The sequence below is a fragment of the Cupriavidus sp. 10L45 genome (assembly GCF_056395225.1).
The window spans coordinates 158,642-180,875 of record NZ_JBFTJC010000009.1; the positions used below are offsets into that span (position 1 = coordinate 158,642).

The following is a 22,234-nucleotide window of genomic DNA, read 5'->3' on the forward strand; positions in this document are numbered from 1 at the left end:
ATGAAACCGTTCCTTCTGCACCGACCCGCGAGCCGCCTGCAAGCCGTACTGCTTGCAGCATCGTTCCTGCTCGCCGTGGCCTCCGCCTCGGCGGCACAGCTCAACCTGTCCACCAAGCCCCTCTATGCAGGCGGCGGCGTTTCGCCGATGGTAATGATCGATCTCTCCAAAGATCATTCGCTTCACCAGAAGGCGTACAACGACTACTCCGACCTGGACGGCGACGGCATCCTGGACTCGACGTATAGCTCGCGCATCACCTACGCGGGCTACTTCGACTCCGCCAAGTGCTACAACTACGACAGCAGCAGCATCCAGGGCTTCGTGCCCGCCGCGATGGCTGACAGCGCAAAATACTGCGACGGCACCAAGTGGAGCGGCAACTTCCTGAACTGGGTGTCGATGAGCCGCATCGACGAAGTGCGCAAGATCCTCTACGGCGGCACACGCGCCGTAGACACGGCTACGACCACCGTGCTGGAACGCGCGTTCCTGCCGATGGACGCCCACGCCTGGGCCAAGTACTACGGCGGCACCGACCTGCGCAAACTGGTGCCGGTAGACCTGGAACTGCCTTCCGAGGTGGAGACCCAGACGTCGTCCACCCAGATCACGCTGCGCGCCGACGTGGTGACGCTGACGGTGAGCGACAACTCCAAGATGCAGATCGGCGACCAGATTCGGCTGGTTCCGCGCGGCAGCGCTCCGGCCGGCACATCGCTGACCGGCTGGATCAGCAGCATTGGCAATAGCAACGCCATCACGATGGCAATCTACGCGGACAGCGTGTCCAAGCCGGCCGGCGCAAGCAACAGCTATTCGTCGTGGACCGTGTCCAATCTCACGCGCGGCGGCCTGACCATCTGCAATGTCACCCCGAAAGACAGCAGCAATCTCAACTCACAGGCCAACACGCAGGCCCCGCAATTGCGCGTAGTCAAAGGTAACTATGCCACCTGGGGCGCCAGCGAGAAATGGCAGTGCAACTGGTACAGCGAGGCCAGCAACACCCAAAGCAGCTTTTTGCCTCAGACCAACGGCAAGACTGTCTCCGGCTCCTCGAACGGCAACCGCGCCGCAACATCGGGCATCAACGCGTCGGCCGAGAACCCGTCGCAGTCGGTTCGGGGCACCGGCACGGGGCAGGCGAAGGGCACGTTCAACGCACGCGTGCAGGCCTGCGTAACGGGGATGATTGGTGGCGAATCGTGCAAACAGTACGGCAATGCGTACAAGCCGTACGGGTTGCTGCAGAAGTATGGCGAAACCGGCCAGATGCTGTTCGGGCTGATGACGGGCACCTACGACAAGAACATCTCAGGTGGTGTGCTGCGCCAGAACGTGACGAACTTCTCGACCGAGATCAACCCTGACTCTGGCATCTTTACCTACCGCGCTGCCACCCCGGTCAAGGGCATTGTCTGGAACATCGACAAGCTGCGCCCATACGGCTACAGCTATAGCGATGGGGGTTACACCAGCGCAGACAGCTGCAACTATCAGCAAACCGCCATTCAACCGAGCGGCGGCCAGAACGCCCAGAACAAGCCGGCCAACGAGGGGAATTGCTCCACATGGGGCAATCCGATCTCGGAAATTTATGTCGAGACGCTCCGCTACTTCGCCGGCAAAACTGCGACGACCGATTTCGCGCCGAAGAGCAACGGCAAGGACGCGGCGCTGCAACTGACCACGGCTACGTGGGCCAACCCGATGAACCTGCCGGCGTCGAACCCCAAGCGGGCGCCCTATTGCTCACCGCTCAATGCGCTGGTGTTCAACTCGAGCGTTTCCTCCTACGACAACGACCAATTGGGCGGCCTGAGCGATCTGGCCGGATCGCCGACAATCAGCGACTGGACCAACAAGGTTGGCACCGGGGAAGGCATCGACAACGGCAACTGGTTCGCGGGCGGGGTCAGCGGCGGCATCATCGACAATGTGTGCTCGGCCAAGAAGGTCGGCTCGCTCAGCAACGTGCTCGGGATCTGCCCGGAAGGACCGTCCCAGAAGGGCACGTTCCAGATCGCGGGCGCGGCGCTGTTCGCGCACATGAACCGCATCCGGACGGACCTCGACGTCACTTCCGCCGATGAAACCACTCGCAACGCCGCGCTGAAGGTCTCCACCTACGCCGTGCAGCTGGCGACCAATACGCCCAAGATCAACGTGAACGTCAACGGCAAGACCGTGACGATCATGCCGTCCTACCAGCTGCACCCGACCAACGTTGACCCGAGCACCGGCACGCTGGTTGACTTCAAGGTGATCTCGCAGGACGGCAGCAGCGGCCGCTTCTACGTGAGCTGGGAAGATTCGGTGGCCGGTGGCGACTACGACCAGGACGTCTGGGGTATCTTGAGCTACTCCGTCACCGGCGGCAACATCACGGTGTCGACGAAGGTGGTGTCCGGCTCCTCGAGCAACGGGCAGGGCTTCGGCTACGTAGTGTCCGGCACCGACAAGGACGGCCCGCACTTCCACTCCGGCATCTACGGCTTCAACTACACCGACCCGACCGGCGTCAAAGGCTGCAGCAACTGCAATCTGGGCGATGCGGAAACGAGCGTCACCTACAGCGTAACCGGCAACGCGGGCTCGCAGTTCCTCGACCCGCTCCAGTACGCCGCCAAGTGGGGCGGCTTCAAGGACAGCGACGGCGACAAGACCCCTAACAAACAGACCGAATGGGACGTCCGCCTGTCCAATGGCGACGGCGGCTCGGATGGCCTGCCCGATAACTACTTCTACGCCACCAACCCGGGCGCGCTGAGCGCGGCGCTGGAACGTGCCTTCATCTCGATCCTGGCCACCTCGTCGTCCTCTTCCGTCGCGGCAAGCTCGTCGCGGCTGGACGTCAACACACGGTCCTACCAGGCGCGCTTCAACGGCTCCGACTGGTCAGGCCAGTTGTTCAACTTTGCCTTGAATGCCAAGGGCGAGGCCGTCCTCCCGGCCATCTGGGACGCCGGCCAGACGCTCCGCGGCATCGCACCCACCAACCGCGCGATCCTCACGTACAACAGTGTGGATCCCGATGGCGCGGGCATTCCGTTCCGCTACGACAGCCTGCCCCCCGACTTCCAGACCATCATGAATACGGGCGGCGCGGACGGCACAAAGCGCGTCAACTGGCTGCGCGGAGACAAGAGCAATGAGGGCGATGCCTCGGGCAAGTTCCGCGCCCGCCCCACCACCATCCTGGGCGACATCGTGAACTCCAGCCCGCAGTACGTGGGCCCGCCCAACGCCGGCTACGCGGGTAACGACTACGCCGAGTTCGTGCTGAGCAAGCGGTCCCGCAAGCCAGTACTCTACGTGGGCGCGAACGACGGCATGATGCACGCGTTCTCCGCCAAGGATGAAGACGGCGGCAAGGAGCTGTTCGCCTACGTGCCGTCCCTGGTGTACAGCAAGCTGCCCACCCTGACGAACCTCGACTACGTCCACACCTACACGGTCGACGGGACACCCGCCGTCAAGGATGCGAAGGTCAACAGCAACTGGCGCACCGTGCTGGTCAGCGGCCTCGGCCTCGGCGGCCGTGGGGTGTTCGCGCTCGACGTCACCGATCCGGAGTCGGTCAGCGAGAACACCGCAGGCAGCACCGTGCTGTGGGAGTTCCCGAGCTCGGCCGACGCCGATCTCGGCCACGTGGTGGGCCAGCCGAAAATCGTCAAGATGTCGAATGGCAAGTGGGTGGCGATCTTCGGAAACGGCTACAACAGCACGGCGGGCCGTGGCTCCATCTTCATCGTCTACCTGGACCGCGTGCGGGGCTCGAAGCGCTGGACGCCCGGCACGGACTATCTCAAGCTGACGCTCGACGATGCCACCGCGACGGCGTCCAACGGGATTGCCTCGGTGCTCCCGGCGGACGTCAACGGCGACGGTACCGTGGACTTCCTCTACGCTGGCGACCTGCTCGGCAACCTCTGGAAGTTCGACGTCTCGGACAAGACCGATTCGAAGTGGCAGTCCACGCGCAAGCTGATGTTCACCGCCAAGGACAGTGCCGGCAACCGCCAACCGATCACCGGCCAGCCGGACGTGGCGCGCAACCCGACCGGCGGCTACATGGTGGTGTTCGGCACGGGCCGGTACGTCGACAACAGCGACCCTTCGAACTTCTCGACCCAGTCGCTGTACGGCATCTGGGACCAGAACATTACCGCGCAGGGCACGATCACGCGCAGCATGCTGCAGGAACAGAAGACGCTGTCGGCTGGGGTTTCCAACGGCCTCACCTACCGGATCTCGACCGACACAAAGGTGCAACTGACGCCTGGAGGGGTCCAGGGCTGGTACATGGACCTTCTGGTTGGCCCAACCTACGCCCAACTCGGCGAGCGGGTGGTCACGGACGCCCTGATCCGTGGCAAACGTGTCGTGCTGGTCACGATGACGCCGTCCACCGAGGTCTGCGACAGCGGCGGCTCGAGCTTCATCTACGAAGTCGGCACGTTCAGCGGCGCGCGTCTCAGTGAATCGCCGGTGGACCTGAACGGCGACGGCAAGATCGACCAGAACGATACGGTCAACGGTGTGGTGGTGAGCGGCGTCGGCTCGACGGTGGGTATCACGCCGAAGCCGCCTATCATCGACTGCGGCCCGGGCAAGGAGTGCAAGCTGATGTCCGGCTCGAGCGGCGGCACGCAGACCATCACGGAAAGCGCCGACAAGCCGAGCGGTCGCCTGTCGTGGCGCGAGATCCTGCACTGATGGCGGTGCAACATGAAACAAGACGGAGAACGGCAATGACCCGGACAGGACTGCGGCAGCGCATGCAAGGCTTCACGCTGATCGAACTGATGATCACGGTCATGGTGCTCGGCATCCTGGCCGCCATTGCCTACCCGCAGTACGGGCAGTACGTGACCAAGGCGCGCCGCACCGAAGCCAAGGCCGCCCTGGCACGCGTGCAGGGTGCCCAGGAGCGGTATTTCACGGTGAACAACAAGTATTCGTCGGACCCGGCCCAACTCAAGGTACTGGCTTGCGCCGCCCAGACTACGGGGTCCGGGGATACCTGCGATCAAGGCAGCCATGTGATCACCATCGCCGTGACCGGCGGCGCCGATGCCACCGGCTACACCCTCACGGCCGCGCCAAAGCTGGCCGACGCGCTGTGCGGAACCCTCGGCATCGACAACCTCAATACCAAGACCAAGACGGGCACGGCAAGCCTGGCGGAGTGCTGGTAGCCGTTTCCCCGGCCCGCGCATGACCCGTGCGCGGGCCAAACCGGGTCTCCGGCTTGGCTCTGTTCCGAGTCGACCTCGGACACAAACTTCCACAAAACCTCCACATCCGGACACGTTTTAGGGCCTCGCCCGAGGCTATCGTGGACATCCGTTCTGTTCGAACCGATGCGCCATGTCCCTTGCTCCACCCTCCCCTTCCGGCCGCCGCCCTCAGCGGCGCTCCAGCGGCTACATCCTCCTCGAATCACTGATCTGCCTTGCCGTCATCGGCATCGGCGCCATGCCGCTGGCCGTGCTCGGCCCCTTGTGGCTCCGGCTGGCGGGTGAGCAGGAGAGTCTGGCGCAGACCACGCAGTGGGCGTCGGAGTTCGCCGAAACGGCCGGTGCCGGTTCGATGGTGCCGCCCGGCGGGCGCCACGCGCAGCTGTGTGGCGCGCTCGGCGTCGGGGCCGGCGCTCGGCCGCTCTGCGCGCCCGGTGCGCGCATTGTGCTGGCCGGGCCGGTCCGCATTACGGCGGACGCCTCGCCCGGCATGACGGCACCTCCCGCCCACGTGGCGCTATGGGTAGCGCCATGACGCGTCGCCCTCGCCAGCGTGGGTTCACGCTCACCGGGATGATGGTGGGGATGGTGCTCGGGCTGCTGGCATCCGTACTGGCCATCACCACGTTCCAAGTCGTCCGGCAGGCATACGCCAACGTCGCGGACAGCGTGATGATGGCGGAGCGCGGCCATCGGGCGCTGGGCATCGTCGCTCAACTGGTGCGTCAGGCGGGCTGGATTCCCGGTCGGGCCTCGCTCACCCCAGGGCATCCGGCGCCAACCGCGCCGCTCGAGGGCCACGACGACTGCGGCCAGCCCGCCGTCGATCTATCTGCCCCGTGCGGCACCCGAGGCCGGCATCAGAGCGATGCCCTGCGCCTGCGCTTCTCCGGCAGCAGCAGCGGCGATGCGACCACGCGGCCCGACGGCACCATGACCGACTGTGGCGGGCATGCGCTGGCGGCAACCGCCCAACCGGTCGATGGCGTGCCCACCTCGCATCACGCCGCGATGAACCTGCTGTACATCGGCCTCGGCAGTGATGGCGTGCCGCAGTTGCTGTGCCGCTATCCGCGCCGGCAGGGGCGCCAGATGCAAGCCGTCACTTACACCTCGGGGACGCTCGTCCGTGGCGTGGAGGCCATGCAGCTGCGCTATGGCGTCGACCGGGACGGCGACGGGGAGGCGGACACCTATCTCCGCGCCCGCGACATCCGGGCGCAGGGCGATGCCGGCTGGCATCGCGTGCGCACGGTGCAGATCGCACTGGTGATCCGGGGCGACCGCGCTACCGGGCAGACGACCCGGCCGGAGCCGCTGACCCTGCTGCCCGCGCTGACCCATGGCGACGCCGACGAGGACTTGTCGTTCCCCCCTGCGACCCGGCATGCGGTCCGCCGGCGCGTCTTCACCACCACCTTCCGCCTGCGCAACCCTTCGCCCTGCCTGGAGACCCTATGCTGACCCGCCGCACGCAGGATGGCATCGCCGTTCTCGCTTTCGTCACGACGATGCTGGTGCTCACGGCCAGCGTCTGCGCCGCAGCGATGCACTTCCTCCACGCCGGCCGTCAACTGGCAGGGCTGCAACTGGACCGCGAGATCGCGTTCCGCGCGGCGGAGGCGGCCTTGCTCGATGCGGAGGCGGATCTGCTTGCGGCTGCCGCGTCGCCGCATGCTCGGCTGGCGTCGTGGCCGGACCCGGGCCATTGCGGCGTGGAGGCCCAGCGCGCCATCTGTCGAACGGGCACCGGCCAGCCGGCCTGGTGGCCATGGATCGAGGGCAGCCCACCCGAGAGCGTCCCGGCGCTATCGATTGGTGCGTTCACCGGGGCGCGCCTGCCCGATCTGCCCGAAGGCGTGGCCGGGGCGACGCATCCGCCCCGCTACCTCATCGAAGTCCTCGACCACCACCAGACCCTCCAGACACTGGCCGGCACGGCGCAGTGGCCGCGCTTCCGCATTACCGCGCTCGGCCTTGGCCGCGATCCGTCCGTGCGCGTGCTGCTCCAGACGGAGTTCCAGCCATGATCCGCCTTGTCATGGGGTGCATCGGGATCGTGCTAGGGCTTAGCGGCTGCCCCGGCGCCGTTGCCAGCGAGGCCGGCCGTTTGCCGATGGGCTACCGTGTGGCGCCTGCCGGCTACCCCTGGACCGGGCGCCTCCATGCCATCGGCTTCCGCACCACCGCCGATGCCAACCGGCGTGGGGTACTGCACCTCTGGGAAGCGGGAGAAAGGCTCGACCAGCGCGACACGGACACGCGTCGCCTCTATCTGGGCGGGACGCGGCTGACGCCCTTGCGGTGGCCCGCCATCGATGCGGAGGCCAAGCAACATCTCAACATCGATCCCACAACCGGCCAGCCCGACACCCACGGCGCGGACCGGCTCTCGTGGCTTCGTGGCAACCGCCCCAACCCGCTCATGCGCCCACGCGACACCCGGCTTGCCAGCGCCGCCGGCGCGCGCGTGCACGTGGTGGCGCCACCGGCGTGGCAGCCCATGCAACCGGGCCACACCGCCTTCCGCAACGCACATGCACTGCGGCCAACCACCGTCTGGCTGGGCACGCGCGATGGCATCCTGCACAGCTTCGACGCGATGACGGGCCGGGAACGCGCCGGCTACCTACCGCGCGCCGCACTGGCCGAAGCCGCCGCCCTAACCGCCGTGGGCACGCGGGTGCCGGCCCCGCCGTGCCCAAGGCCCCATAGCGTGGATGCTGACCCAAACGGCCGCTGGCGCACCCTTCTCCTTTGCGCCACACCCGCTACGGCGCGCACGCCCGGCACCGCATTCGTCCTCGACGTATCCACTCCGGACGCCGACACACCCATCCAACTGATCTGGGAAGTGACGGGAAGCGACGCCTTGCCGCTGACCGGCAGTGGCCCGCTACGCGCCGCCATGCTCAGGGTCGACAACGAGCGGCGCTGGTTCGCCGTCGGCATCCTCGCGCCGGGCACGCCGGCGGGTGCACGGGCGGCCTTGGCGCTGCTTCCGCTGGACCGGCCGGCAGGCGCCTGGGCGACCACCGGCCGTGTTCCGCGACTGCCGCTACCTGAACAAGGCTGCGACAGCAAGACGGCCACCACGCAACTCCTCGCCGTCACGGTGCGGAGCGATGCCAGTGGCGCCGCCCGCGCCGCCTACGCCATCGACGATGTAGGCCGCCTCTGGCGGTTCCCCCTCGACGCCCTTGGCGCCGATACGCCACCCGCAACATGCCTGCATCGCCAGACCGCCAGCAGACGTGGCAGTGTCGAACCACCCGTGATCACGTACACCGGTGCTACCCCGCTTATTGTCTACGGCACCGGCAACGCCGTGTCCGCCATTCCGGACCACACCGAAAAGCCAGCCAACCCACGCCAGATCCGCGCAATCCCGAGCGGTAACGGCGTGGTGCTGCGTGCCGTCCCCTCGTCGGACCCACCCGGCACGACAGGATGGACGCTCGCGCTACCCCATCCGGGCGAACAGATCGAGACACTGGACGCCGCCAGCCCTGCCCATCTCGCCTTCACCACGCTGGCACCCGATGGCCGTGCACGGAGCTACCTGATCGACGCCGCTACCGGGGAGTCGGTCACCGTCCTGCAGGCCGATGGCAAACCCGGCGCCGCCATCACAGGGTTGCCGTTCGATCCGGCCTTCGGTGGTCCGTTCGTCAGCCTCTCCCCGGTCATCGAAGGTGCCGCTCCGGCGCCCGGCATCTCCCGGCGCGATGTCCATTCCCTTGCCCTGTGGCAGGTCGATGGCGACGGCGCCTACCTGCAACAACACGCCTACCTGACACGCCGGCGCGGTCGGCTGGGCTGGCGCGAACTGATCCGGACACCGCTATGAGCATCGCCATGACGCACCGACCCTGCCTGCCGCACACCCAAAGCAGCGGCTTCAGCCTCGTCGAGTTGATGATCACCCTGATGATCGTCGTGATCCTCGCCGCCATGGCGCTACCGGCATGGCGGCAGCATTTCCACCGGGCGTGGCGCATGCAGGCACGTGCCGAAGCGGTCACCGCGATGCTGGCGCTCGAGCGGCATGCCCTCAGCGCGTCGACGTTTGCGAGCGCCCTAGACGCAACCGCCCCGGCCGGCCATTGGCCCCACCCCGTGCCCGCGCCGCCCGCCCCGGTCCGGCACTGGCTGACGGCCACCAGTTGCGCCGGACTTGACCTGTCCCGCTGCGTCGAAGTCCGCGCCACGCCCACTTTTGTCGATACGCGCTGCGGCACTCTCGTGCTGCGGAGCACGGGCGAGTGGCTTTCCCTGCTCACCGCGGCGAATCCGCCCGCTCGAACCCCCGAAGGATGCTGAAATGCAACAGGCTGCAATCGCGCATGTCCGCCGGTGCAGCGGCATGACGCTGACCGAACTCCTGATCTCGCTGGCCGTTGCCGCCATCCTCGCGGCCATCGCCCTGCCCGCCCTGCGCCACATGCTGGCCGAGCACACCGTGACCTACGCCGCAGACCGGCTGGCGGCATCGCTGGCCATGGCACGCACTACGGCGGCCAACCGGCGCGTCGAAATCCGGCTCGGGCCCTTGCCGGGCGCCACCACGCTCGATGGCGGATGGCAGCTCGCACCGGTGGCACCCCAGGCGACCACCGGGCCGCCCATCGCCGTGACGGCGCTGGATGCCGCCTGCCTGCGCGTGACCCTGCGCGGCACCGATGGCGCCAAGGGACCGCCTGCGCTCCGCTTGACACCTGTGGGATACTCTCGATCGGAACGCGGCGGTTTCTACGCGGCCACGTTCCATGTGCGATGCCGCGGTGCGCAGCGGCAGGTCAGGCTCGGCGCCCAGGGGCGCATCCGGATCTGCGGCGCCGGCCCCGATGCCGACTGCGACTGATCGCCCTGCTTTCTCACCTAACGGCACAGACTGCCTCGCCATGTTTTCCGACTCCGACCATACCGCCATGGAACTGGCCCTCGCGCTCGCCGCGCGGGGCATGTTCACCACCACGCCCAACCCGCGCGTTGGCTGCGTGCTGATGAAGCATGGCGAGATCATCGGGCAGGGCTATACCCAGCCGGCCGGTCAGGACCATGCCGAGATCCAGGCGATGAAGGACGCCCTCTCGCGCGGCCACGATCCCGCCGGCTCCACCGCCTATGTCACGCTGGAGCCGTGCAGCCACTTCGGCCGCACGCCGCCGTGCGCAGAGGCGCTGGTGCGTGCGGGCATCGCCCGCGTGGTGGCCGCCATGGAAGACCCCAACCCGGCGGTGTCCGGGCGCGGCCTGCAACGGCTGCGCGATGCCGGCATCGACGTACGCTGCGGCCTGCTGGAAAAAGAAGCGCGCGATCTCAACATCGGCTTCGTCTCGCGCATGACGCGCGGCCTGCCGTGGGTGCGCGTGAAAGTGGCCGCTTCCCTCGATGGCGGCACCGCGCTGCATGACGGCACCAGCCAGTGGATCACCGGCAAACCCGCGCGCGACGATGGCCATGCCTGGCGCGCCCGGGCCTGCGCCATCCTCACCGGCATCGGCACCGTGCGGGACGACAATCCCGCGCTGACCGTGCGCGCCATTCCCACGCCGCGCCAGCCGCAGCGCGTGCTGGTGGACTCCCGGCTGGAGGTGTCGCTCGATGCGCAGATCCTGAACCGCGACACCGGGGATTTCGCCAAGCCCGTGCTGGTCTTCTGCGCCGTGGAAGACGCCGCGCGGCAGCGTGCGCTGGAGGCGCGCGGCGCCGAGGTGGTGGTGCTGCCCAATCCGCACGGCAAGGTCGAACTTCGCCGCATGTTGCAGGAACTGGGCAAGCGCGGCATCAACGAATTGCATGTGGAAGCCGGCTTCAAGCTCAACGGATCCCTGATCCGCGAGGGCTGCGCCGACGAGCTGCTGATCTACCTTGCGCCCCGGCTGCTGGGCGATGCGCAGGGCATGTTCAACCTGCCACCGCTGGCCCGGCTCGAGGACGCCGTCGACTTCCATTGGCACGAGGTGCGCCAGATCGGCGACGATCTCCGGCTGATTGCCCGCCGTGGCGACAGCAAGCACTGACATCACCCTGAACAGACAGACCCTACGCATTCCGAGGCAAGCATGTTTACTGGCATTGTGGCGGCCGTTGGCCGCATCGACACCGTCTCCCCGCTGGGCAACGCCGACGCCGGCGTACGCCTGCGCATCGCCGCTGGCGAACTGGACCTGACCGATGTGATCATCGGCGACAGCATCGCCATCCAGGGTGCCTGCATGACCGTCGTGGCCATGCAGGACGGCCAGTTCGACGTAGACGTTTCCCGAGAATCGCTCGACAAGACCGTGGGCCTCGACAAGCCGGGCCGCGTCAATCTCGAGAAGGCACTGCGGCTGGCCGACCGGCTGGGCGGCCATCTCGTGTCCGGTCACGTCGATGGGCTCGGCGATGTCGTGCGCTTTGCCCCGGTGGGCGAATCGCACGAGCTGCGCATCCGCGCCCCGCGCGAGCTGGGCCGCTATCTGGCCTACAAGGGTTCCGTCGTGGTGAACGGCGTCTCGCTGACCGTGAACAGCGTCAGCGACGTGGCCGAAGGCTGCGAGTTCTCGATCAACCTGATCCCGCACACCGTGGAAGTGACCACGCTGAACGAACTCAAGGCTGGCGCGCGCGTCAACCTCGAGATCGACTTGATCGCGCGGTACGTGGAGCGGATGCTGTCCGCCTCGCAGGGCGAGTCCGTCTCACTGCTCTGAAGGCAACGCGTCCGAGAACCTCGGCGCCCCGGCCACGTCGAGCGTGCCGTCCGGGCGTTCGATGAAAATGCCGCGCGCCACGTTGTGCGGATGCCTGGCCGCTTCCGCCACGCTCAGCACGGGCGCGTAGCAGACATCGGTGCCGCCGAGCAGCGCATCCCAGTGGGCACGCGGCTGGCTGCGGAACAAGTCGGCGAATCGCGATTTCAGCGCCGGCCACGTCGTGTGGTCGTACTGCGCAGCGGGATCCACATCGGTCATGCCGAGTTTGGCGAGCAGCAGCGCGTAGAACTGCGGTTCCAGCGCGCCGATGGTGATATGCCCACCGTCCGCGCAGGCATAAACATCGTAAAACGGCGATTGATGGAAGGGGCTTGGCGTGGGGCCGTCGATCTGGCCGTTGTTGCGCACCCATAGCGCGATACCGCCGAGCATGGCCACCATGTCGACGATGGCGCCGTCCACCACGCGCCCCCGGCCGCTGGCGCGCGCATCGACCAGCGCGCAGGCGATGCCGAAGGCGAGGCCCAGCGCCCCGCCGGCGTCGCCCACCACGGTCGGCGGGATGGCGGGCGTCTCGCCGGGCCGCGCGGACAGCGACAGCATGCCCGTGAGCGCCACGTAGTTGAGATCATGTCCGGCCGATTGGGCCAGCGGCCCGGCCTGCCCCCAACCGGTCATGCGGCCATAGACCAGACGCGGGTTGCGCGCGGCGCAGTCGGCGGGGCCGAGTCCCAGCCGCTCCATCACGCCGGGGCGGTTGCCCTCGATCAAGGCATCGGCGCCGGCCACCAGCGCGAGCGCTTCCGCCAGCCCCGCCGGGTTCTTCAGGTCGAGCGGCACGATGGTCTTGCCCCGCCGCAGCGGACTCTCCTTATCGCCACCAAGTTGCGCCGCCACGGCCACTTTCTGCTGGCGCGCGATGACGATGACCTCCGCCCCCATGTCGGCCAGCATCCGGCCCGCCAGCGGACCGGGGCCAATCCCCTCGAACTCAACGACACGAATTCCCATCAGCGGCAAGGTCATGCGGCAGGCTCCCGATACGTATCCAGTGAGTGACATGATAAGCGGGCAGCCGCGTCCGTAACTGTCGTCCGTCACACCGCGGCATATAAGTGCCTGATGCGCCATATTAGAGCCGGCCTAGGGCGGGACCGAACCCGGCCGCTTGGCGTACAATAGCGGGCTTGATTTCGCCGGCTTTGTTGCACCTGCCTCCGGCCCTGCCCGCCTACTGCCACCCGCTGTATTCCCTGACGTTGCCCCAGCCATGACTATCGCCCGTACCGAAGACATCATTGCCGACATTCGCGCCGGCCGCATGGTCATCCTCGTTGACGAGGAAGACCGCGAAAATGAAGGCGACCTGGTCCTGGCGGCCGACTTCGTCACGCCGGAAGCCATCAACTTCATGGCGAAGTACGGGCGCGGCCTGATCTGCCTGACGCTGACCGCCGAACGCTGCCGCCAGTTGGAGCTGTATCCGATGGTGTCGCGCAACGGCACGGTGCACGGCACGAATTTCACGGTGTCGATCGAGGCAGCCGAAGGCGTGACCACCGGCATCTCCGCCGCCGACCGCTCGCGCACCGTGCAGGCTGCCGTGGCCCGCGACGCCAAGGCCAGCGACCTCGTGCAGCCCGGCCACATCTTCCCGCTGACGGCGCAGCCCGGCGGCGTGCTGATCCGCGCCGGCCATACCGAAGCCGGTTGCGACCTCGGCGCCCTGGCCGGCCTGACGCCGGCGGCCGTGATCTGCGAGATCATGAAGGACGACGGCACCATGGCGCGCCTGCCGGATCTGGTCGAGTTCGCGCGCGAGCACGATCTCAAGATCGGCACCATCGCCGACCTGATCCACTACCGCAGCCGCACCGAAAGCATCATCGAGCGCGCGGGCGAGCGCACCATGCAGACGCCGTGGGGCACCTTCCAGGGCGTGATCTACCGCGACAAGCCCACCGGCCGCGCCCACCTGGCGCTGGTCAAGGGCCAGCCGCGCCCGGACACCGAGACGCTGGTGCGCGTGCACGAGCCCCTGTCGGTACTCGACCTGCTGGAATCGGCCCGCACCACGCACTCGTGGAGCCTGCCGGCCGCGCTCGAGGTGCTGCATGGCGCCGAGCAAGGCGTGATGGTGCTGCTGAACGTGGGCGATTCGCCCGAGCAGCTGTTTTCGCAGTTCGCCGCGCTGGACGCCCCGCAAGACCGTCCGCGCCGCAAGCCGGACCTGCGCACCTACGGCATGGGCGCCCAGATCCTGCGCGACCTCGGCGTGGGCAAGATGCGCGTGCTGGGCTCGCCCCAGAAGATGCCGAGCATGACCGGCTACGATCTCGAAGTGACCGGCTGCCAGCCGATGCACGGCGAAGCCAACTGCGACTAAGACGAACGAATTTTCACGAATATCGATGGCGGCCAGCGCCCTTCCGGCGCGGCCAGCCACCCTTCCCCGAACAATTGGAGAACTGACAATGGATCACGGCTTCTACCCCAGCAACCTCGAAGGTGAAGGCCTGCGCATCGGCATCGTGCAGGGTCGCTTCAACGAGCCCGTCTGCGACGAGCTGCGCGAGGCCTGCGTGGCCGAACTCGAAAAACTCGGCGTCGAAGGCGAAGACACGCTGGTCGTGACGGTGCCCGGCGCGCTGGAAATTTCGCTGGCGCTGCAGAAGATGGCCGAAAGCGGCCAGTTCGACGCGCTGATCGCACTCGGCGCCGTGGTGCGCGGCGAGACCTACCACTTCGAGCTGGTCTCGAACGAGTCCGGCGCCGGCATCACGCGCGTGGGCCTGGACTTCAACGTGCCCATCGCCAACGGCATCCTGACCGTGGATACCGACGCGCAGGCGCACGCCCGCACGCGCGAGAAGGGCCGCGACTGCGCCCGCGCCGCCGTGGAAATGGCGAACCTGGTAGTCGCGCTGGACTCCCTGCGCAGCGGCCAGAACGACGAAGATGAAGACGAGGAAGCATGATGAGTGACGCCACCGACACCGGCGACGCCGGCAAGCCGGGCGGCGCCAAGCCGGCCCGCACCGAGCCCAAGGCCCCGCCGAAGAGCGCGCGCCGCCGGTCGCGCGAGCTGGCACTGCAGGGCCTCTATCAATGGCTGCTGAATCGTAACGATATTGGTGCGATTCAAGCCCACCTGCATGACGCGCAAGGCTTCAACAAGGCCGACAGCGAGCACTTCGACGCCCTGCTCAACGGCGCCGTGCGCGAGGAAGCGCGCCTGACCGCCGCGTTCGAACCGTTCCTGGATCGCCCCGTGGCCGAACTGTCGCCCGTGGAGCGCGCCGCGCTGCTGGTTGGCAGCTTCGAACTCGTGCATTGTCTGGACATTCCCTACAAGGTCGTCATCAACGAGGCCGTGGAGCTGACCAAGACCTTCGGCGGCGTGGAAGGCTACAAGTACGTCAATGGCGTGCTGGACAAGCTCGCCGCCCAGGTTCGCGCGCCGGAAGTCGCTGCGCGCCGCTAAGCCTCCCGTCACTGCTGGCTGGCACCAGCCCAGAGCACCCGCCCCGGCGGGTGTTTTTGTTTCGGCGCCATATTTCCGCGCATCGCGTGATCCTTTGGGATCCGCGCCGCGCTGCCTACCCTTACCCTCAAGCCACCCCAGCCCTCTGCCTATCCTGACCGCCATGGACCTCCAGCGCCTTGCCACTGCCTCCCGCCTCGCCAATATCGACGCCTTCCACGTCATGGAACTGGCCAAGCAGGCCGCCGAACTCGAACGGGCCGGGCGCCACATCATCCACATGGGGATTGGCGAGCCGGACTTCACCGCCGCCGCGCCGGTCGTGCATGCCGCGGAGGCGGCCATGCGCCGGGGCGTGACGCAGTACACCGGGGCGCTGGGCATCCACGCGCTGCGCGAGGCCATCGCTGGCTACTACAAGACCGCCTATGGGATCGATATTCCCGAGCGCCGCGTGATCGTGACCGCCGGCGCTTCCGGCGCGCTGCTGCTGGCCTGCGCGGTACTGGTAGAGATTGGCGCCGAAGTGCTGATGCCCGATCCGAGCTACCCCTGCAATCGTCATTTCGTGGCCGCCTTCGACGGCCGGGCGCGCATGGTGCCGAGCGGGCCGGCCGAGCGCTTCCAGCTCACCGCCGCCCAGGTGGCCGCCAACTGGGGGCCGGACACGCGCGGGGTGCTGCTGGCGTCGCCGAGCAATCCCACCGGCACGTCGATCCTGCCGGACGAGCTGCGCGGCATCCTCGCCGAAGTCCGCCGCCGCAACGGCTTCGCCATCCTCGACGAGATCTATCAGGGCCTGTCGTACGATGCCCCGCCGGTGTCCGCGCTGTCGCTGGACGACAACGTGGTCACCGTGAACAGCTTCTCGAAGTATTTCAATATGACGGGATGGCGCCTGGGCTGGCTGGTGGTGCCGGACGCGCTGGTGCCGGCCTTCGAGAAGGTCGCGCAGAACCTGTTCATCTGCGCGTCGGCGGTGGCGCAGCACGCGGCGCTGGCCTGCTTCACGCCCGAGGCGCTGGCGATCTACGACGAGCGCAAGGCGGAATTCCGCCGCCGCCGTGACGCCATCGTGCCGGCGCTGGAGGCGCTGGGGCTGCGCGTGCCGGTGAAGCCGGACGGCGCCTTCTATGTCTATGCCGACTGCCTCCACGTGAACCACCCCCATGCGGGCGATGCCGACAAGCTGACGCAGGCCATTCTGCATGACGCCGGTGTGGTGATGGTGCCCGGCACGGACTTCGGCCCGCATACGGCGCGCGACTACATCCGCATCTCGTACGCAACGGCCATGGAGAACATCGAGGAAGCGATGCAGCGGCTCCACCATTTCCTGCGCTGAGGATCCGGGCCGGCCATCGCTATCTATATAGATACAGCGCAAACGAAAAGAGCACCCCGAGGGGTGCTCTTTTTCTTCCGCAGCCTGACGATCAGGCCGCCTGGGCCGTGGCCGTGGCCGCTTCCAGCTTTTCAGCCGTCGTCGGCTTGGCGTCGACCGGCTTCGCGTCGTTGGCGGGCAGGCCCAGCAACTGGCGCAGGCGGGCGCGCTCGGCCAGCACCTTGGCGCCGTAGCCGCCATCGGTGTTGGTCGTGGCGGCACCCACGTAGTACTTCAGGCCGCCTTCCAGCGAACCGGCACGGGCGATGCAATCCTTCAGCACCAGCGCGCCGATCTTGATGTTGGCGTACGGGTTCAGCGCGGCGGACACACCGCCCACGGCTTCGTACTTGTCCTGATGGACCTTCGTCATGACCTGCATCAGGCCCTGCGCACCCACGCCGCTTTCGGCGTACGGGTTGAAGCTGGACTCGATGGCGATCACGCCGAGGATCAGCAGCGGGTCGATGCCGACCTCGCGGCCCGTCATGTACGCGGCCTTCACCAGTTGCCCGGTGGCCTGCGCCGCCACGCGGTACTTGCGGGCGATGTAGTCCGCCACGGCCGCCTGCTCACGTGCGGAGCCGAGCGCCGTCGTGTTGCGGGCGTCCAGCGCCACGCGCTGCACCGGGATCTGCGCGGCCAGGTGCGCCACCGACGGGACCTTGCCCGCGGCCGACACACTCCACTCGTCCACGCCAGACACCGTCGGCAAGCCGTTGGTGGCATGCGCCAGACGCGCGGCGGCCACGTCGGCCGAGACCGGCGGCACGCCAGTGCTGGCATGGGCCGTGGTAGCCGGCAGGGCGGCGCCGAGCAGTACCGTGGGTGCTTCCTTGCCCGCCAGCGCGCCAGCGAGCGACGTCCGCCATTGCTGGCTGACCGTCAAGGTGACTGCTGCGGCCACAGAAAGCACGCCCAGGCTGTTCAGGGTGTACTTCAAGGTGGTACGGCTGCCGCGCAGCAAGGCGCGACCTGCCACCGGGTGGGCCAGGCGCATTTGCAGCGCGCGGTTCACACCGGGAACCGGTTGTCTGAAGCGGACCTGCAACGCCCGCCCGACACCGGGAAGATGAAGGGTTTTCCAACCGCTCATACTTACCTCCATCCGCTGCCCGCTGCGCGCGTGCCAATTGCCACGCGTGCCCGATCTCAACGTACTCAAGTAAGGATGCTGCGCCACCTAGCAGGGGTGTCCAGCACCTGTTGGCGGGCGCTCCCCATGCGCCCAACGAGAAACAGGGTACGCTCTTGGGGAAACGCACCCTGCCACTAAAAGACTCTCACGCTCCGGCATCCCGCCGGAGGACCCCGCCGCGCACGCTTGCTACACGTATCGCGATCAAGATCAAAGGAGGTGTGGTCACGCTGGCTTTTTTAAAGAGCGCCTCTTGACAGAAGCCTCAAGCCATGTTGCGGCGCAACACCCCACAGAGCAGACCGGATTGTAGGAACCCTTTTATAACCCGTCAAGCATAACGAATGCACAAGTCACTACTTTTAGAAATATGTAACGGCGTTATTTAAGCGGCGGCTACATCACCCGGAGGCTCGGGATCGTAGGACTGGCCTAGGGTTACCCTTCCTTTGAGGACCGGTCTACACCGCAAAAAATTTACATTTCTCGTACGCTTCCGACACGATTTTTTTGCACCGCCGGACGCTGATGTGTATCGTCACACACCTCGCCAGGGAACGCCATGGATTGGCGCAGCGCGGCAACCTTCACAGATTTCACTATGCAATACAAAGACTTGCGCGATTTCATCGGCCAACTGGAGCAGCTTGGCGAGCTGAAACGGATCGCCACGCCGGTCTCGCCCAATCTCGAAATGACGGAGATTTGCGACCGCCTGCTGCGCGCGGAAGGTCCCGCCGTGCTCTTCGAGAAACCGAGCGTGCAATCTCGGAACGATGCAGGCGCGGGCCATGACGCTATCTATAAGGTGCCGGTGCTCGCCAATCTGTTCGGCACGACACGCAGGGTGGCGATGGGCATGGGCGCGAACTCACTCGAGGACTTGCGCGACATCGGCCGCGTGCTCTCGGCGCTCAAGGAACCCGAGCCGCCGCGCGGCCTGCGCGAGGCCGGCAAGCTGTTCACGCTGGCCAAGTCCGTGTGGGACATGGCGCCGAAGCGCGTGAGCAGCCCGTCCTGCCAGGAGATCGTCTGGGAAGGCAACGACGTGGACCTGGGCCGCCTGCCGATCCAGACCTGCTGGCCCGGCGACGCCGCCCCGCTGATCACCTGGGGCCTGGTGGTCACCAAGGGCCCGCACAAGAAGCGCCAGAACCTGGGCATCTACCGCCAGCAGGTCATCAGCCGCAATCAGGTGATCATGCGCTGGCTGGCGCATCGCGGCGGCGCACTGGACTTCCGCGAGCACGCGCTGGCCAACCCCGGCAAGCCCTTCCCGATCGCCGTGGCGCTGGGCGCCGACCCGGCCACCATCCTCGGTGCCGTGACGCCGGTGCCCGACACGCTTTCCGAATACCAGTTCGCCGGCCTGCTGCGCGGCAGCCGCACCGCGCTGGCCGGCTGCCTGACGCCGACCTTGTCCGAATTGTCCGTGCCGGCCTCGGCAGAGATCATCCTCGAAGGCCACATCCAGCCCGATCCGGCCCACCCGTCCGGCTACCAGCATGCGCTGGAGGGGCCCTACGGCGACCACACCGGCTACTACAACGAGCAGGACTGGTTCCCGGTCTTCACGATCGACCGCATCACCATGCGGCGCGACCCGATCTACCACTCCACCTACACCGGCAAGCCGCCCGATGAGCCCGCCGTGCTGGGCGTGGCGCTGAACGAGGTCTTCGTGCCGCTGCTCCAGAAGCAGTTCCCGGAAATCACCGACTTCTACCTGCCGCCCGAGGGGTGCAGCTACCGCATGGCGGTGGTGCGCATGAAGAAGCAGTACGCCGGCCATGCCAAACGGGTGATGTTCGGGGTCTGGAGCTTCCTGCGCCAGTTCATGTATACGAAGTTCATCGTCGTGGTCGATGACGATGTGGACGTGCGCGACTGGAAGGAGGTCATCTGGGCCATCACCACCCGGGTCGATCCGAGCCGCGACACGGTGATGGTCGAGAACACGCCCATCGACTATCTCGACTTCGCCTCGCCGGTCTCCGGCCTGGGCTCGAAGATGGGCATCGACGCCACCGACAAGTGGCCCGGCGAAACCACACGCGAATGGGGCCGGACCATCTCGATGGATCCCGCCGTCAAGGCGCGCGTGGACGAGATGTGGGGCACGCTGTTCGAATCGGGGGGCGCCGCCAGGTGATCTCGGAGACGGTTATCATGTGACCTCGCATCGCGCCGCGCCGGCTGCTGTCAACGCACCAGCGACAAACCCGCGGCGCACCCCAACCCCCCGCGCAGACGGGTCGAGGAGGAGACAGGCATGACCGTGGCATCCGGAAAGCTGATGTGGACGCCGTCCGCCAACTTTGCCGAGAGCAGCCAGCTGGCCGCTTTCATCACATGGCTGCGCCGCGAGCGCGGCCTCGCCTTCGATGACTACGACAGCCTCTGGCGCTGGTCGGTCACCGACATCGAGGCGTTCTGGGACGCCATCCGCGTCTACTTCGACGTCCATTTCGATACCCCCGCCGAGCGTGTGCTGGACCGCCGCACCATGCCCGGTGCGCGCTGGTTCGAAGGCGCCACGCTCAATTACGTCCAGCAGGTCTTCCGCCACGCCGGCACCGGCGAGGCGCGCCAGCGCCCGGCCATCCGCCATGCCGGCGAAGCCCAGCCGCTGGCCGATGTGAACTGGGATGCCCTGGAAGCCCAGGTCGCCTCGCTCGCCCATGCCCTGCGCGCGATGGGCGTGACGCCGGGCGACCGCGTGGCCGGCTACCTGCCCAACGTGCCGGCGACGATCGTCGCCTTCCTGGCCACGGCCAGCGTGGGCGCGGTCTGGTCCGGCTGCGCGCCGGACATGGGCCAGGTGGCCGTGATCGACCGCTTCCGCCAGATCGCCCCCAAGGTGCTGATTGCCGTCGACGGCTACCACTACGGCGGCAAGACCTACGACCGCGCGCCGGTGATCGCCGATCTGGTCGCCGCCCTGCCCTCGCTGACCGACCTCGTGCTGATTCCGGCCATCGGCAGTGAGATCGACACCACCGGCCCGGTCCGCCGCCACGACTGGGCGGACGTGCTGGCGCACGCGGTGCCGCTCCGGATCGAGCCGGTGCCGTTCGACCATCCGCTCTGGATCGTCTACTCGTCCGGCACCACCGGCATGCCCAAGCCGATCGTCCATGGCCACGGCGGCATCGTCATCGAGCAGCTCAAGCTCCTGGCGTTCCACAACAACCTCGGCCCGGACGACGTCTTCCACTGGTACAGCAGCAGCGGCTGGATCATGTGGAACGCGCAGGTGGGCGGCCTGCTGCTCGGCACCACCGTGGCGCTCTACGACGGCAACCCCGCCTGGCCGGACGCCGGCGTGCTGTGGCGTTTCGTCGATGACGCGCGCGTGACGATGTTCGGCGCCGGCGCCGCGTTTTTCACCAACTGCATGAAAGCCGGGCTGGAGCCGGCCGCCTTTGCCGATGTGTCCCGGCTGCGCGGGCTGGGCTCCACCGGCTCGCCGCTGCCCGAAGAGGCCTATGCGTGGATTTATCGCCACGTGCGTGCCGACATCTGGCTCGCGCCGATGTCCGGCGGCACCGACTTCGCCGGCTCGTTCGTGGCGGGCTGTCCGCTGCTACCGGTGTACGCGGGCGAGATGCAGTGCCGCTGCCTGGGCGCCAAGGTGGAAGCCTTCGACGAAGAAGGCCGGGCGGTGATCGACGAGGTGGGCGAGCTGGTCTGTACCGAGCCGATGCCGTCGATGCCGCTCTACCTCTGGGGCGATGCCGACGGCAAGCGCTACCGCGACAGCTACTTCGACACCTATCCGAACGCCTGGCGCCACGGCGACTGGATCCGCATCACGCCGCGCGGGGGCGCCATCATCTACGGCCGCTCGGACGCCACGATCAACCGGCATGGCATCCGCATGGGCACCAGCGAGCTGTACCGCGTGGTGGAGGAACTGCCTGAGGTGCTCGACAGCATGGTGGTCGACCTCGAATACCTGGGCCGCGAGTCGTACATGCCGCTCTTCGTGGTGCTGCGCGAGGGGAGTGTGCTCGATGAGGCGCTGCGCGATACCCTGCGCGCGCGGATTCGCGCCGGGCTGTCATCGCGTCATGTGCCGAATGACATTGTGCAGGTGCCCGGCGTGCCGCGCACGCTGTCCGGCAAGAAGATGGAGGTGCCGATCAAGAAGCTGCTGCTCGGCCATCCGCCGGAGCAGATTGCCAACCGCGACGCGATGGCCAATCCGGACTGCCTGGACTGGTACTTTGCCTACGCGGCCACCTATCTGGCGAGGACGGCGGCCGCCTAGGTCTA

18 protein-coding genes are annotated in these 22,234 nt (G+C 67.3%); 16 read left to right on the forward strand and 2 right to left on the reverse strand.

What is annotated here, in order from left to right; all coding sequences use genetic code 11:
* From AC1DFU_RS17550 to AC1DFU_RS17595, 10 genes are all read left to right on the forward strand, one after another.
* Positions 1–4,722, forward strand: coding sequence for a pilus assembly protein (locus AC1DFU_RS17550; RefSeq protein WP_441590626.1), 4,722 nt, complete (start codon positions 1–3; stop codon positions 4,720–4,722).
* 35 nt (positions 4,723–4,757) lie between these two features.
* Positions 4,758–5,204, forward strand: a complete 447-nt coding sequence (locus AC1DFU_RS17555) for a type IV pilin protein (protein WP_177219838.1) — start codon at positions 4,758–4,760, stop codon at positions 5,202–5,204.
* 172 nt (positions 5,205–5,376) lie between these two features.
* Positions 5,377–5,781, forward strand: a complete 405-nt coding sequence (locus AC1DFU_RS17560; RefSeq protein WP_092290527.1) for a type II secretion system protein — start codon at positions 5,377–5,379, stop codon at positions 5,779–5,781.
* Positions 5,778–6,710, forward strand: coding sequence for a PilW family protein (locus AC1DFU_RS17565; RefSeq protein ID WP_143093846.1), 933 nt, complete (start codon positions 5,778–5,780; stop codon positions 6,708–6,710). The genes AC1DFU_RS17560 and AC1DFU_RS17565 overlap by 4 nt, the downstream gene beginning before the upstream one ends.
* Positions 6,704–7,276, forward strand: a complete 573-nt coding sequence (locus tag AC1DFU_RS17570) for a pilus assembly protein (protein ID WP_441590628.1) — start codon at positions 6,704–6,706, stop codon at positions 7,274–7,276. The genes AC1DFU_RS17565 and AC1DFU_RS17570 overlap by 7 nt, the downstream gene beginning before the upstream one ends.
* Positions 7,277–7,305: 29 nt before the next feature.
* The gene (locus tag AC1DFU_RS17575) at positions 7,306–9,096 is read left to right on the forward strand and encodes a pilus assembly protein (protein ID WP_441590630.1); all 1,791 of its coding nucleotides are present in this window, start codon (positions 7,306–7,308) and stop codon (positions 9,094–9,096) included.
* Complete coding sequence (locus AC1DFU_RS17580) at positions 9,093–9,569, forward strand: type IV pilin protein (protein ID WP_441590632.1); 477 nt, start codon at positions 9,093–9,095, stop codon at positions 9,567–9,569. The genes AC1DFU_RS17575 and AC1DFU_RS17580 overlap by 4 nt, the downstream gene beginning before the upstream one ends.
* 1 nt (position 9,570) lies before the next feature.
* Positions 9,571–10,110 (forward strand): GspH/FimT family pseudopilin, encoded by a 540-nt coding sequence (locus AC1DFU_RS17585; RefSeq protein WP_441590633.1) that lies wholly within the window; start codon positions 9,571–9,573, stop codon positions 10,108–10,110.
* 40 nt (positions 10,111–10,150) lie between these two features.
* The gene (gene ribD, locus AC1DFU_RS17590; RefSeq protein ID WP_092290535.1) at positions 10,151–11,272 is read left to right on the forward strand and encodes a bifunctional diaminohydroxyphosphoribosylaminopyrimidine deaminase/5-amino-6-(5-phosphoribosylamino)uracil reductase RibD; all 1,122 of its coding nucleotides are present in this window, start codon (positions 10,151–10,153) and stop codon (positions 11,270–11,272) included.
* Between the two features lie 42 nt (positions 11,273–11,314).
* Complete coding sequence (locus AC1DFU_RS17595) at positions 11,315–11,947, forward strand: riboflavin synthase (protein ID WP_092290537.1); 633 nt, start codon at positions 11,315–11,317, stop codon at positions 11,945–11,947.
* On the opposite strand, the gene AC1DFU_RS17600 is transcribed toward AC1DFU_RS17595, so the two are convergent.
* A complete protein-coding gene (locus AC1DFU_RS17600; protein ID WP_441590635.1) occupies positions 11,936–12,976 on the reverse strand; it encodes a CaiB/BaiF CoA transferase family protein in 1,041 nt (346 codons plus the stop codon). The genes AC1DFU_RS17595 and AC1DFU_RS17600 overlap by 12 nt on opposite strands.
* A gap of 244 nt (positions 12,977–13,220) precedes the next feature.
* Between AC1DFU_RS17600 and ribBA the strand changes: the two genes are divergently transcribed.
* From ribBA to AC1DFU_RS17620, 4 genes are all read left to right on the forward strand, one after another.
* On the forward strand, positions 13,221–14,336 hold the full coding sequence (gene ribBA / locus AC1DFU_RS17605) for a bifunctional 3,4-dihydroxy-2-butanone-4-phosphate synthase/GTP cyclohydrolase II (RefSeq protein WP_092290541.1): 1,116 nt from the start codon (positions 13,221–13,223) through the stop codon (positions 14,334–14,336).
* A gap of 88 nt (positions 14,337–14,424) precedes the next feature.
* Positions 14,425–14,928, forward strand: coding sequence for a 6,7-dimethyl-8-ribityllumazine synthase (gene ribH / locus AC1DFU_RS17610; RefSeq protein ID WP_092290543.1), 504 nt, complete (start codon positions 14,425–14,427; stop codon positions 14,926–14,928).
* Positions 14,928–15,434 carry a transcription antitermination factor NusB gene (gene nusB / locus AC1DFU_RS17615; protein ID WP_092290545.1) on the forward strand — a complete coding sequence of 169 codons (507 nt, stop codon included), beginning with the start codon at positions 14,928–14,930 and terminating at the stop codon, positions 15,432–15,434. Before ribH ends, nusB begins: the two co-directional genes overlap by 1 nt.
* Before the next feature lie 163 nt (positions 15,435–15,597).
* Positions 15,598–16,779, forward strand: a complete 1,182-nt coding sequence (locus tag AC1DFU_RS17620) for a pyridoxal phosphate-dependent aminotransferase (protein WP_441590637.1) — start codon at positions 15,598–15,600, stop codon at positions 16,777–16,779.
* A 91-nt stretch (positions 16,780–16,870) separates the two neighbouring features.
* On the opposite strand, the gene AC1DFU_RS17625 is transcribed toward AC1DFU_RS17620, so the two are convergent.
* Positions 16,871–17,914: a lytic transglycosylase domain-containing protein gene (locus AC1DFU_RS17625; protein WP_149135414.1), complete on the reverse strand. Its 1,044-nt coding sequence runs from the start codon at positions 17,912–17,914 to the stop codon at positions 16,871–16,873.
* Positions 17,915–18,557: 643 nt separating this feature from the next.
* Between AC1DFU_RS17625 and ubiD the strand changes: the two genes are divergently transcribed.
* The gene (gene ubiD / locus AC1DFU_RS17630; protein WP_092290551.1) at positions 18,558–20,108 is read left to right on the forward strand and encodes a 4-hydroxy-3-polyprenylbenzoate decarboxylase; all 1,551 of its coding nucleotides are present in this window, start codon (positions 18,558–18,560) and stop codon (positions 20,106–20,108) included.
* A 120-nt stretch (positions 20,109–20,228) separates the two neighbouring features.
* Complete coding sequence (locus tag AC1DFU_RS17635; protein WP_441590640.1) at positions 20,229–22,229, forward strand: acetoacetate--CoA ligase; 2,001 nt, start codon at positions 20,229–20,231, stop codon at positions 22,227–22,229.
* The last annotated feature ends 5 nt before the right edge of the window (positions 22,230–22,234 follow it).

Coding starts and splice junctions, on each gene's coding strand:
- AC1DFU_RS17570 (WP_441590628.1), top strand. CDS start 6,704: ATGCTGACCCGCCGCACGCAGGATGGCATCGCCGTTCTCGCTTTCGTC.
- AC1DFU_RS17635 (WP_441590640.1), top strand. CDS start 20,229: ATGACCGTGGCATCCGGAAAGCTGATGTGGACGCCGTCCGCCAACTTT.
- ubiD (WP_092290551.1), top strand. CDS start 18,558: ATGCAATACAAAGACTTGCGCGATTTCATCGGCCAACTGGAGCAGCTT.
- ribH (WP_092290543.1), top strand. CDS start 14,425: ATGGATCACGGCTTCTACCCCAGCAACCTCGAAGGTGAAGGCCTGCGC.
- AC1DFU_RS17585 (WP_441590633.1), top strand. CDS start 9,571: ATGCAACAGGCTGCAATCGCGCATGTCCGCCGGTGCAGCGGCATGACG.
- AC1DFU_RS17625 (WP_149135414.1), bottom strand. CDS start 17,914: ATGAGCGGTTGGAAAACCCTTCATCTTCCCGGTGTCGGGCGGGCGTTG.
- AC1DFU_RS17620 (WP_441590637.1), top strand. CDS start 15,598: ATGGACCTCCAGCGCCTTGCCACTGCCTCCCGCCTCGCCAATATCGAC.
- ribD (WP_092290535.1), top strand. CDS start 10,151: ATGTTTTCCGACTCCGACCATACCGCCATGGAACTGGCCCTCGCGCTC.
- AC1DFU_RS17555 (WP_177219838.1), top strand. CDS start 4,758: ATGACCCGGACAGGACTGCGGCAGCGCATGCAAGGCTTCACGCTGATC.
- AC1DFU_RS17600 (WP_441590635.1), bottom strand. CDS start 12,976: ATGACCTTGCCGCTGATGGGAATTCGTGTCGTTGAGTTCGAGGGGATT.
- ribBA (WP_092290541.1), top strand. CDS start 13,221: ATGACTATCGCCCGTACCGAAGACATCATTGCCGACATTCGCGCCGGC.
- AC1DFU_RS17580 (WP_441590632.1), top strand. CDS start 9,093: ATGAGCATCGCCATGACGCACCGACCCTGCCTGCCGCACACCCAAAGC.
- AC1DFU_RS17595 (WP_092290537.1), top strand. CDS start 11,315: ATGTTTACTGGCATTGTGGCGGCCGTTGGCCGCATCGACACCGTCTCC.
- AC1DFU_RS17565 (WP_143093846.1), top strand. CDS start 5,778: ATGACGCGTCGCCCTCGCCAGCGTGGGTTCACGCTCACCGGGATGATG.
- AC1DFU_RS17560 (WP_092290527.1), top strand. CDS start 5,377: ATGTCCCTTGCTCCACCCTCCCCTTCCGGCCGCCGCCCTCAGCGGCGC.
- AC1DFU_RS17550 (WP_441590626.1), top strand. CDS start 1: ATGAAACCGTTCCTTCTGCACCGACCCGCGAGCCGCCTGCAAGCCGTA.
- nusB (WP_092290545.1), top strand. CDS start 14,928: ATGAGTGACGCCACCGACACCGGCGACGCCGGCAAGCCGGGCGGCGCC.